The sequence below is a fragment of the Acinetobacter sp. 'aerobic (ED)' genome (genome assembly GCF_904886855.1).
GTDB classification, from domain to species: domain Bacteria; phylum Pseudomonadota; class Gammaproteobacteria; order Pseudomonadales; family Moraxellaceae; genus Acinetobacter; species Acinetobacter courvalinii.
The window spans coordinates 206,453-217,961 of the sequence record NZ_CAJHGI010000008.1 but is presented as its reverse complement, the minus strand read 5'-3'; the positions used below and the strand labels follow the sequence as shown (position 1 = coordinate 217,961).

The following is an 11,509-nucleotide window of genomic DNA, read 5'->3' as shown; positions in this document are numbered from 1 at the left end:
GATTTGTGAGTAATCTTTCGCTTCACCGCCGTAAGTTTTTGCACAGATCGTTGCAATCGCAGCAGTTAAAGTTGTTTTACCATGGTCAACGTGACCAATTGTACCCACGTTTACGTGTGGTTTATTACGTTCAAACTTGGCTTTAGCCATGATGATCTTCCTTTATAAACTGCTCATGAGGGTCGCCCATGAGCACTTGGTTTTTTAACTAAATTTTAGTTGGGTAATATAGTAATCGAAAGATTACTCGTCGTCACCTTTTTTACCGCCAGCTTGGAACTTAGCGATGATGCCTTCCGCCACGTTACGTGGAGTTTCAGCGTATTTAGCGAATTCCATAGAGTAAGTCGCGCGACCTTGAGACATAGAACGCATTTGAGTCGCGTAACCAAACATCTCAGCAAGTGGAACTTCTGCTTTAATTGCTTTTGTTCCGCCAGGAAGATCGTCCATACCCTGAACCATACCACGACGACGGTTTAAGTCACCCATGATATCGCCCATGTAGTCTTCTGGAGTTTCTACTTCAACTTTCATGATTGGTTCAAGAAGGATAGGATCTGCTTTCATGAAACCGTCACGGAAAGCGTATGAACCTGCCATTTTGAACGACAATTCATCAGAGTCGACATCGTGGTAAGAACCGTCGAATAATGTCGCTTTGATACCCACAACAGGGTAACCAGCCAATACACCATTCTTCATACGTTCTTGAATACCTTTGTCAACCGCACCAAAGAATTCTTTAGGTACAGTACCGCCGACAACTTCTTCAGCGAATTCGTATTCTTTACCAGCTTCTTCAACATCCATAGGTTCTAAACGAACATATACATGACCGAATTTACCTTTACCACCTGTTTGACGAACAAACTTACCTTCTTGTTCAACAGACTTTTTGATGGTTTCACGGTAAGCAACCATTGGTTTACCAATGTTCGCTTCAACGCTGAACTCACGCTTCATACGGTCAACGATGATGTCAAGGTGAAGCTCACCCATACCAGCAATAATTGTTTGACCAGATTCTTCGTCTGTACGAACGCGGAACGATGGATCTTCTTTCGCCAAACGACCTAAAGCGATTGACATTTTTTCTTGGTCAGCTTTAGTTTTTGGTTCAACAGCCAATGAAATTACTGGCTCTGGGAATTCCATACGCTCAAGTGTAATGATGTTTTTCTCATCACATAATGTATCACCCGTAGTAACGTCTTTAAGACCTACACACGCTGCGATATCACCTGCACGGATTTCATCAAGATCTTGACGTTCGTTCGCATGCATTTGCACGATACGACCGATACGTTCACGCTTAGATTTAACTGGGTTATAAACCGGATCACCTTGTTTAAGAACACCAGAGTAAACACGTACGAATGTTAAGTTACCTACGAACTTATCGTTCATGATTTTGAACGCAAGCGCAGAGAACGGAGCTTCGTCAGATGCTTCACGAGACGCTTTAGTTTCGTCTTTGTCGTCAAGGATACCTTCAATTGCTTTAACTTCTGTAGGAGAAGGCAAGAATTGAATTACAGCATCCAACATACGTTGAACACCTTTGTTCTTGAACGCAGAACCACAAAGCATAACTTGAATTTCAGATGCCAATGTACGAGCACGTAAGCCAGCGATGATTTCTTCTTTAGAAAGATCGCCTTCTTCTAGGTACTTGTCCATTAACTCTTCAGATGCTTCAGCCGCAGCTTCAACCATCTTAGTACGCCATTCGTTTGAAGTTTCAACGAGGTCAGCAGGAATATCACCGTATTCGAACTTCATACCTTGAGATGCTTCATCCCAGATAATCGCTTTCATTTCGATAAGGTCAACTACACCTGTAAATGTATCTTCAGCACCGATTGGCACAACGATAGGTACAGGATTACCGCCTAAACGTGTTTTAACTTGCTCAACAGCACGGAAGAAGTTTGCACCAGTACGGTCCATCTTGTTCACGAATGCTAAACGAGGCACTTTATATTTGTTTGCCTGACGCCATACAGTTTCAGACTGAGGTTGTACGCCACCAACTGCACAGTAAACCATGCACGCACCGTCAAGAACACGCATAGAACGTTCAACTTCGATTGTGAAGTCTACGTGTCCCGGTGTATCAATTACGTTGATACGGTGTTGTTGGAATTGGTTAGCCATACCAGACCAGAAACAAGTTGTAGCAGCAGAGGTAATTGTAATACCACGCTCTTGCTCTTGTTCCATCCAGTCCATTGTTGCTGCACCGTCGTGTACTTCACCGATTTTGTGAGATACACCTGTGTAGAACAAAATACGTTCTGTTGTAGTTGTTTTACCTGCGTCAATGTGCGCAGAAATACCGATGTTACGGTAATTACTAATTGGGGTTTGGCGAGCCATGATGTCTACATTCCTAAATGTTATATTTAAAACAGGACGCATCAATTAAATTGATGCGCACGAATATCCAAGCAGGCAACTTAAATACCCGCAAAGCCTCCACTTTGATAGAGAGCGATGTTGAATCGAGCTGCAGTACGCATGAATATTCTCCTGATTAGGGACTGTTTTATCCGCTTAGAAACGGTAGTGAGAGAAGGCTTTGTTGGCTTCAGCCATACGATGCACGTCTTCACGTTTTTTGATCGCTGCACCTTTACCTTCAGCTGCATCAAGCAACTCACCAGCAAGACGTAAAGCCATCGTTTTTTCAGAACGCTTAGCAGCAGCATCTACTAACCAACGCATCGCTAGAGCAGTACGACGGGATGGGCGTACTTCCATAGGTACTTGATAAGTAGCACCACCAACACGGCGTGCTTTTACTTCAACCATAGGACGAACTTTTTCAAGAGTAGTCTCGAAAAATTCAACTGGGTCTACTTTGTTTTTTTCTTGAACGCGGTCTAAAGCACCGTAAACGATACTTTCAGCAATAGATTTTTTACCATCTTGCATTACGTGGTTCATGAATTTAGCGATTGTTTGGCTGCTAAATTTTGGATCTGGAAGGATCTCACGAGCAGCGACTACGCGACGTCTTGGCATTTTAATACACCTAATAATATGACACTTCAGGATAATCCAGCAGTTTGTACAAGTGTCATGTACACGACGCTGGCCTTACTATACGTCGCTTGAATTACAAATCTATGAAGAATTCAAACAAGCGAAACGCTAAAGGGTTGCTTGGGCTAGTTTCCTAGAATTACTTCTTAGGACGCTTAGCACCGTATTTAGAACGTGACTGGTTACGATCTTTAACGCCAGCACAGTCTAAAGAACCACGAACGGTATGGTAACGTACACCTGGTAAGTCTTTAACACGACCACCACGGATAAGAACAACACTGTGCTCTTGTAGGTTATGGCCTTCACCACCGATATAGCTAGATACTTCAAAACCTGAAGTTAAGCGAACACGGCAAACCTTACGCATTGCTGAGTTAGGTTTTTTAGGTGTAGTAGTATAAACACGTGTACATACACCACGACGTTGTGGACAAGCCTTCAACGCAGGAACTTTTGATTTTTCAACCAAAGTCGTACGACCCTTACGGATCAACTGATTTGTTGTTGCCATTTGGCAATTCTCCCGTTATTAAACAACCTTAAAAAAAGAAAACGACCTCTTTTTAAGGGCACATAATTGTAAGCTAAGAAGTAAAAATGGTCAACATTGTTAGTGCTGACCATTTCTTGGGTTTGTTGTGTTTTTGATGTCTAAGACATCAGCCTATGATTAGCTATGTTTTGTTGAAGCAGGTTCGACATCAATTGATTTCTGCTCAGGCGCAACTTGCGCTTCAGCTTCATCGAAAATCTCTTCCTGTTCTGCCTTCAATGCGGGTTGCTGCTCAGTATGCTCATGCTCAACCACATGCTGCTCTGCAAGTTGTTGAATTCCTTCCTCTACTTTTTCATCCACTGGCGGTTTGACTGAGTCCGTGTCTTTTGCCTGAATCGAAACCTTGGCAATCACATCATTCTTTGACGCATCTGAAGCTGCAGTCTGCGTAGCAGCAGCTTCTACCTTATCCGACTTCTGTTCAGAGGTAACTTGAGTTCCCTCCCCATCCAGAGTCTGATCCTGTTCTGTCTTCAACGCAGGTTGCTGTTCAGTATGTTCATGTTCAACCACATGCTGTTCTGCAAGCTGTTGAATTCCCTGCTCCACCTTCTCATCAACCGGCGTTTTGGCAACATCACTATCTTTGGCCTGTATTGAAACACTGCTAATGACATCATTTTTTGGTATATCTGAAATCACCCCCTGCTTAACCTCTTCCCCACTTGCATTTAACAAACGCGGTGCTGCCTTTTTCAATAAAGTCTCGGCTTTATAGTAGGCTTCCAGTGGAGAAATGTTTTCATCCGGGTGCTCATTTAAATAGAAACGCGCTGCACCAAAAATAGCTTGTGATTTGTGCCCGACATCTTCCAGCAATCTCCAGCTATAAAAACCGCTCAAGACAGCCCCGGCAACAGGGGTTAGCTTACCGACCACGGAAACTTGAGGAACACGGTTTAACCAGCCAAATTTAAATTGTCCTTGTTCATCTACCAGCCACTTCTTGACCAAATCAAAATCATTATTCGATCCGAGTAATTGCTGAAACTGTTGCAGGTCGTGTGTTTCCAGCATTGACTTCAAGGCTTTTAAAGCCACCAGCAGGGTTTGTTTTTCAGCCACCAGACTCAGGTCAATTTCCTTAAAGATAAACGCCACAATCTCTTGATCGGCTTCTTCCGACAAATCAAAGCCATGGGAACGCCCTGTCTGATAAATGGTTCGCAAGGTCAAAACAATTGATGCAGGAATATCGATGGCTGCACCCCATACACCTGTTGCCCCTGTGACCGCACCCTGAACAGCTGCCAATAATTTATTCTGCTCAATCAGGGCCTGACTTAAACGTTGGGAACGCCCCGTATCTTTGGTGAGTTCGATAATATCCTTGACCCCTGCTTCTTCAAGGATTTTTTCAGTCAGGGAACTATTCGAACTGAACTCGTTCAGCCACTGGAATAAATAGTCAGAGGCTTTTTCTCCCAGATCTGGCGATACAAAAGATGCGATACTGTTCACGCGCGTGTAATGACGACCTAGAAACTGATGTGAAAGTTTAGGAAATTGCTGACGTAACATTTGTTGTGGACTTTCATATTTTTCCACTTCAAAAGGGCTTTTAAAACGAGCTTTTCCTTCAACCGTCTTGGAAGTGTTTGCAAGTTCCGCCCCAGATGTAATCGGCGCTACTTGAAATTTTTGTAATTCAGAACTGAGCTTTTTAGCCACTCCAAAGGCTTGTGCAAATAAACCTGAAGATTGCTTGTTTTTAGATTTTGTCATCAAGAACCTCTGTTGTGTAATATGTGAATTTCTAGGTAAATACTAGGTTGAATGCAGATTTATCTCAACTTTTATGTGTGTACTTTCATTACGTTTCGTCACCAGAACTGCAATATTTACGAATATTTACACAACTGGAAATAGGCATAAGATTTGCCATAAGAAATAAAAAACCTTTCTGCTATCATGGTGTCATTCACTCATAAGCCATTCTAATCGTTATTTTCTCCTGATTTGTATTCATAGCGAGATGCACAGGGCTTAAGTATTACCATAAAAGGGATCTGTAAATGAAACGTGTTGTAATCACTGGTATGGGCATTAACTCATGTATCGGTAACTCTTTAGAAGAGGTCACTCATTCTTTAAAAAATGGAATCTCAGGCACACGTTTAAACCCAACTTATGCAGAACTGAATTTCAAGAGCCATGTTAGCGCTGCAGCTGAACAGGATTTTGATGGCATTGACCGTAAACTGAAACGTTTTATGGGCGTCTGCGCCATGTATGCCTATAACGCGGCAGTCGCAGCAGTTGAGCATGCGGGACTAAAACAAGAAGATTTGGCAAATAATCCACGCTACGGTATTGCCGGTGGTTCTGGTGGTAACTCAACTGCCTCTGTTGCAGAAATGATCAAACTGCTAGAAGAAAAAGGTGCACGTAAAATCGGTCCTTTCTTCGTGCCGCGCAACATGTCAAATACCATTACTGCAAACGTTGGTGTTGCCTTTAAACTTCAAGGTGTGGCGCATTCGATTACCAGTGCATGTGCAACTTCTGCCGATGCAATTGGTTATGCCTACAACCTGATCCAATTAGGTAAACAGGATCTCATGCTTGCGGGTGGTGGTGAAGAAGATCACTGGTCACAAAGCTTGCTGTTTGATGCGATGGGTGCATTATGTTCAAAATATAATGACACCCCGGAAACTGCTTCACGCCCATATTCAAAAGACCGTGACGGTTTCGTTATTGCTGGCGGTGGCGGTTTCGTCGTGCTTGAATCACTTGAACACGCACAGGCACGTGGTGCCAATATCCTTGCCGAAGTGATTGGTTATGCAGCAAATAGTGACGGTGCCGACATGGTTGCACCAAGTGGTGAAGGCGCAACACGCTGTATCATCATGGCACTGGATGAAGCAAAGCAGCATGGCGTCGAGCAGATTGACTATGTCAATACTCACGGTACGTCAACACCAGCAGGTGACGTAACCGAGCTGAAAGCAATGGAACGTGCATTTGGTGAAGGTCAGGTTCCGCCACTCAGCTCAACCAAATCGATGACTGGCCATAGCTTGGGTGCTGCAGGTGTTCAGGAAGCAATTTATTCTGTATTAATGATGCAAAATGACTTTATTGCACCGAACATCAACGTAACCGAGCTGGATGAAGGCGCACAAGGTTTCGATATTGTACTTGAAAAACGTGATGCAAAACTGAATACTGTCATGAGTAACAGTTTTGGTTTTGGCGGTGTAAACGCCTGCCTTATTTTCAAGAAGTGGGATGCATAATCCCGCTTAGCAGGATTATCGATGGATGCACCTTCTGATGCTTTTTTGTGGGTAAAAGCATTACATATTATTGCCGTGGTTTGCTGGTTCGCTGCTTTGTTCTACTTACCACGCCTGTATGTTTATCATGCCATGAGTGAAGATGCCGTCAGTCATCAACGCTTTGAAGTGATGGAACGTAAGTTGTATCGCGGGATTATGTGGCCGTCCATGATTGCCACATTAATTACCGCCCACTTTCTGGTCGACTGGGGTGATGCAACCCGGCATTATCATGAAGCCTTATGGTTTTATCTCAAGGTCGGTCTGGTCGGTCTTCTGGTGATTTACCATCTGGTGTGTGGTTATTATCGTAAAAAACTGATTGGCAATGCCCACTACAAAACACATAAGTTCTGGCGCTTCTTTAATGAGATGCCGACCCTGATCTTATTTGCGGTGGTTATTCTGGTTGTTGTAAAACCTCAGTTCTAACTGAGGTTTTTTTATTTTAGAATTCAATACATCCTATCAATTTTCATACTTGAATTTCAGATGATCAAAGCACTTCAACAGACGCTAAGACAAATAAATAACTGGTTCATTGCAAACTTGATTGTACATCTCAAAATGAATCAGTTTCACTATCGCGGCTTAAGCTCTGGCGAGATTGAAATTGCACGTCCTGTGTTTGGTGACCTGATTGATTATGCACAGGTCAAAGTTTTTAATATTCCCTATCTGCCCTGGCAACCCGTAAATATATTTATGGCACCAAATGGCAATTTATTTGTACATCAAAAATATTTTAGTGCGGATTATTCAAAGTGCTCTGCCCCCTTACAAGGGATTTTTATTCATGAGCTGGCTCATGTCTTACAGTTTCAGCAACAGGTCCATGTCATTTTTAAAGGAGCAATGCTGCAATTGGGCTACTATCTCAGTTTTAAAACATACGATCCTTATCAATATCAATTCGAACCCGATAAAGCCTTCTCCAGCTACAACATCGAACAACAGGGAGATATTGCACGCGATATCTTCTTCAAGAAAATTCCCAATATTATTCTGAAAAAATAAAAAAGCCCTGTCATTCTATACAGGGCTTTTTAAGTTAAAGCATCGCAACGGGTCTTATGCAGCTGTGCCTTTGCCAGTTTCATTAGCAGGTTCATGATCGACATCCATATCTGTTGTAAAATCTACACGCATTGCATCCTTAACAATGGTACCCATACGTCCAAAGCCTATCGCTAAACCCAAAGCGATCACTGGCAATAAAATTGTTGAACTCATAATCTCTCACCTCACGTTATTTAAAAGAGAATCTGATATTTAAGCTTGCGGTTCTTGTTCACGGAACATGACAGTACCGATACGACCAACCACAACCGCTAAACCAAACGCAACAACTGGAAATAATAAAACTGACATATCAACCACCTCTTGATTTAAGTGTTGCAATACACTTGAGTAAGCTCAAAGTGTATAGCCATTCACATTAATCAGGATCATAGCAGTGCACAAATGTACACTCAAGTGTAGCAAAGATATTCCCGATAAACGGTATATAAAAGATACAAAAACCAAACAAGTGCTTGAAATAAATCTATTTTCTATCAGGTACAGCTGTTCCTCATTTTTTTGAATTATTTAATGGCTTTATCAAAGCTGCTCTTTTTATTAGAAATTTTAGAATTTATTGCACTTGTCACTGGGGTGTCATCTCAATAGGCGAAGATGACATGAAAAAAACTTGATGTGGTTATATTCAATTTATTCACAATCATGCACCATAACTACCTAAACATTGAGAAATGTTGCTTTTTCATACAGAAAAACTCGTTATTTTTACGCAGAAAAATGCGCATTTAGTATATATTAGTAAACTTGTCATTTTTCTTTAAGATATAAAATGTTTGGCGCCATGATATACAATCGTTTTTAACAACTATACTTATATAAATCAAAAACTTGTGTATCAAAACTTGTTAAGACTTAGGATTAGGTTTGAATGAAAAATTTTAAAATTGCCCTTGCTCAGTTCTCTCCGCATATTGGCAATGTTGACTCAAATACTCAAAAGATGATTGAGCAAGCAAATTTAGCGAAACAACAACAGGCTGATTTGATCATCTTTCCAGAACTTTCAACCATCGGTTACCCTGCGGAAGATTTAGTGCTTCGCCCAAATCTTCAAAAACGTACTCAAAAAGCTTTTGCCCAGCTAAGTGAAGTCAAAGACATCGTGATGGTATTTGGCTTTGTACATCAGACTGAAGATGGTCATCGTTATAATTCTGCTGCGGTGATGAAAGACGGTCAGGTACTGGGTATTTATAACAAACATAACCTGCCAAATTACGGTGTGTTTGACGAGAAACGTTATTTCCAGGAAGGCCATCAGCACCTTGTTTTTGAATATCTCGGTCATAAATTTGGCGTCCTGATTTGTGAAGATGTCTGGTCACTCAACACGGTGAAGCAGCTTAGCCAGCTCAATGTTGAAACCGTGCTGGTACTGAATGCTTCGCCTTATGAAGTGGGTAAACCACAGCACCGCATTCAGACCCTGAATGAATTGGCGAAACAGTTGCACTTGAATATTGTTTATGTCAACCAAGTCGGTGGACAGGATGACCTGATCTTTGATGGCAGCAGTTTTGTCAGCAACAATAGCGGTGAGCTGGCATTGCAGGCACCGAGTTTCCAGGAAGCTGTTCATTTTGCTGAATATGATGCAGAACAAAAACAGTTCAAGACAGCTGCAGCAGTTCCAGCTTTAGAAACCTTTGCTGAAATTTATCAAGCATTGGTCATGGCAACCCGTGACTACGTACAACGCTCAGGTTTCCCTGGGGTTATTCTGGGCTTATCTGGCGGGATCGATTCAGCATTAACCTTGGCAATTGCTGTTGATGCGATTGGGGCAGACAAAGTCCAGGCCGTGATGATGCCCTATACCTACACTTCACAAATGAGTGTTGAAGATGCGACTGAGCAGGCACGTCGTATGGGCGTGACTTTCGGTATTGCTGAGATTCATCCAATCGTGAATAGCTTCATGCAAACCCTATTCCCGTTCTTCGGCAATGCCCCTGCGGATGCGACAGAAGAAAACCTGCAGGCACGTACCCGTGGTACCCTGCTGATGGGCCTATCTAATAAATTTGGCAACCTTGTTCTTGCGACAGGCAACAAATCCGAGATTTCAGTCGGTTACTGCACACTTTATGGTGATATGGTCGGTGGCTTCTCGGTGCTTAAAGATGTCTACAAAACGATCGTGTTTGAACTGGCAAAATACCGTAACACACTGGAAGACACCCCTGTTATCCCGGAACGTGTGATTAGCCGTCCACCGTCAGCAGAACTCCGTCCAGATCAAAAAGATCAGGATTCATTACCTGCTTATGATGTACTTGATGCCATCTTGTATGCTTATATAGAAGAAGATCTCAGCCAGGCCGATATCATTGCCAAAGGTTATGAAAGCGATGTAGTCGAGAAAGTAATTCGCCTGGTGGATCGTAATGAATACAAGCGTCGTCAGGGCGCGATTGGGCCGCGGATCAGTTCACGTGCTTTCAGTCGTGAGCGACGCTACCCGATCGTCAACGGATGGACCGCGAATGACTGAAAAAATTGTTTCTGAAAAGTCACAATTACTTGCTCAAGCACTTTTGCTTGAGCAAGTTAAGTTTTATAAAAATCAACTTACAACACAACTTTCCGCTGATTTCTTCCAGCAATTTATCCAGCTCTTTCTGCAACATGCACCCAATATTCAACTCAAAGAAGTGGTCGAATTAGCGCAGATTCAGGCTGTGGTCAAACGTTATGCATTTGAAATGCAGCTGGGTGCAGGCTTACTGGAATTTATTGGCGAGATCGCACAAAGACTGCATGTGTTTTCGCTACAGTCATCCGCCCAGTTACAAGATGTATTTTCAGACCACCAGTTTGAAATGTGGCTGTCCAAGTTTCTGGAACTTGAAAATATCCGTCATTATTTAAACCAGTTTCTAAAAGAAAGCCCTTCTATTCAGCAATTATGCCAATACATTGCGACCACAACCTTACAGAACAAACTCCCTAAATTATTTACTCAGTCAGATGATGATAGAATTTCAGAAAGTAAATATGAGTGGCAACAAAAACTAAAAAGCTTTTCACATCGCCAGCAACAGCGTATTGAACAGAAAATTGAAGAAAGTATTGCCCGGTTTATTCAAGAACAACTGGCCGATCTTAGTCTGCTGTCTAATGACGATCTGGAAAGTCTGGCCCGTAATGTCTGGGATGACAATAAAGCTAAACCTTTATCAGAATATACCAAACAGGTCACGCCACTGGATGTGGAAGAATTCTTTGTCATGATTTATGAATACTGGAAAGAATTACGCCAGTCTGCATTCATACAGGATTTAATCCTTTACGGCGTCAAAGTCTTTTATGATTTCTATAAAGATGAAAGTCTAGCCGATGTCTTTGCTGCCATTGGACTGGAAGAGGCCGACCTGCTGAATGAAGCAGTGCGTTTTTATCCCAAAGTTGTGGCCGCTTTAGACCAGCACGGTGTCCTCGAACCGATCATCACTCTAATCCTGAAACCGTTCTATGACAGCGCTGACACGCTCGCCGCCATCGAAAAACACCTATAAAAATAAAGCCT

The 11,509-nt window shown here is 42.4% G+C and carries 11 protein-coding genes; 5 read left to right on the top strand and 6 right to left on the bottom strand.

The window, feature by feature from the left end:
• The 5 genes from JO943_RS16050 to JO943_RS16030 form a co-directional block, all read right to left on the bottom strand.
• Positions 1–150, bottom strand: a 150-nt coding sequence (locus JO943_RS16050) for a GTP-binding protein (RefSeq protein ID WP_227614499.1), incomplete at its 3' end; no start/stop codon positions are given.
• A gap of 93 nt (positions 151–243) precedes the next feature.
• The gene (fusA, locus tag JO943_RS16045; protein WP_005229047.1) at positions 244–2,382 is read right to left on the bottom strand and encodes an elongation factor G; all 2,139 of its coding nucleotides are present in this window, start codon (positions 2,380–2,382) and stop codon (positions 244–246) included.
• A 177-nt stretch (positions 2,383–2,559) separates the two neighbouring features.
• Complete coding sequence (gene rpsG, locus JO943_RS16040) at positions 2,560–3,030, bottom strand: 30S ribosomal protein S7 (protein ID WP_004655203.1); 471 nt, start codon at positions 3,028–3,030, stop codon at positions 2,560–2,562.
• A gap of 160 nt (positions 3,031–3,190) precedes the next feature.
• Positions 3,191–3,565 (bottom strand): 30S ribosomal protein S12, encoded by a 375-nt coding sequence (gene rpsL, locus JO943_RS16035; RefSeq protein ID WP_000246374.1) that lies wholly within the window; start codon positions 3,563–3,565, stop codon positions 3,191–3,193.
• A 159-nt stretch (positions 3,566–3,724) separates the two neighbouring features.
• A complete protein-coding gene (locus JO943_RS16030) occupies positions 3,725–5,335 on the bottom strand; it encodes an EcsC family protein (RefSeq protein ID WP_202741294.1) in 1,611 nt (536 codons plus the stop codon).
• Positions 5,336–5,625: 290 nt separating this feature from the next.
• Between JO943_RS16030 and JO943_RS16025 the strand changes: the two genes are divergently transcribed.
• From JO943_RS16025 to JO943_RS16015, 3 genes are read left to right on the top strand one after another with little or no spacing between them, the layout of a single operon-like run.
• Positions 5,626–6,855, top strand: coding sequence for a beta-ketoacyl-ACP synthase II (locus JO943_RS16025; protein WP_004805136.1), 1,230 nt, complete (start codon positions 5,626–5,628; stop codon positions 6,853–6,855).
• A gap of 21 nt (positions 6,856–6,876) precedes the next feature.
• Complete coding sequence (locus JO943_RS16020; RefSeq protein ID WP_005229045.1) at positions 6,877–7,329, top strand: CopD family protein; 453 nt, start codon at positions 6,877–6,879, stop codon at positions 7,327–7,329.
• Positions 7,330–7,389: 60 nt separating this feature from the next.
• A complete protein-coding gene (locus tag JO943_RS16015; protein WP_202741293.1) occupies positions 7,390–7,914 on the top strand; it encodes a hypothetical protein in 525 nt (174 codons plus the stop codon).
• A gap of 54 nt (positions 7,915–7,968) precedes the next feature.
• Here JO943_RS16015 and JO943_RS16010 read toward each other — a convergent pair whose 3' ends face one another.
• Positions 7,969–8,130 carry a hypothetical protein gene (locus JO943_RS16010; RefSeq protein WP_005229043.1) on the bottom strand — a complete coding sequence of 54 codons (162 nt, stop codon included), beginning with the start codon at positions 8,128–8,130 and terminating at the stop codon, positions 7,969–7,971.
• Positions 8,131–8,848: 718 nt separating this feature from the next.
• Here JO943_RS16010 and JO943_RS16005 point away from each other — a divergent pair.
• Both JO943_RS16005 and JO943_RS16000 read left to right on the top strand, forming a co-directional pair.
• Positions 8,849–10,474: an NAD+ synthase gene (locus tag JO943_RS16005; protein ID WP_009507083.1), complete on the top strand. Its 1,626-nt coding sequence runs from the start codon at positions 8,849–8,851 to the stop codon at positions 10,472–10,474.
• Positions 10,467–11,498 (top strand): hypothetical protein, encoded by a 1,032-nt coding sequence (locus JO943_RS16000; protein ID WP_202741292.1) that lies wholly within the window; start codon positions 10,467–10,469, stop codon positions 11,496–11,498. Before JO943_RS16005 ends, JO943_RS16000 begins: the two co-directional genes overlap by 8 nt.
• The last annotated feature ends 11 nt before the right edge of the window (positions 11,499–11,509 follow it).

Coding starts and splice junctions, on each gene's coding strand:
- fusA (WP_005229047.1), bottom strand. CDS start 2,382: ATGGCTCGCCAAACCCCAATTAGTAATTACCGTAACATCGGTATTTCT.
- rpsG (WP_004655203.1), bottom strand. CDS start 3,030: ATGCCAAGACGTCGCGTAGTCGCTGCTCGTGAGATCCTTCCAGATCCA.
- rpsL (WP_000246374.1), bottom strand. CDS start 3,565: ATGGCAACAACAAATCAGTTGATCCGTAAGGGTCGTACGACTTTGGTT.
- JO943_RS16030 (WP_202741294.1), bottom strand. CDS start 5,335: ATGACAAAATCTAAAAACAAGCAATCTTCAGGTTTATTTGCACAAGCC.
- JO943_RS16025 (WP_004805136.1), top strand. CDS start 5,626: ATGAAACGTGTTGTAATCACTGGTATGGGCATTAACTCATGTATCGGT.
- JO943_RS16020 (WP_005229045.1), top strand. CDS start 6,877: ATGGATGCACCTTCTGATGCTTTTTTGTGGGTAAAAGCATTACATATT.
- JO943_RS16015 (WP_202741293.1), top strand. CDS start 7,390: ATGATCAAAGCACTTCAACAGACGCTAAGACAAATAAATAACTGGTTC.
- JO943_RS16010 (WP_005229043.1), bottom strand. CDS start 8,130: ATGAGTTCAACAATTTTATTGCCAGTGATCGCTTTGGGTTTAGCGATA.
- JO943_RS16005 (WP_009507083.1), top strand. CDS start 8,849: ATGAAAAATTTTAAAATTGCCCTTGCTCAGTTCTCTCCGCATATTGGC.
- JO943_RS16000 (WP_202741292.1), top strand. CDS start 10,467: ATGACTGAAAAAATTGTTTCTGAAAAGTCACAATTACTTGCTCAAGCA.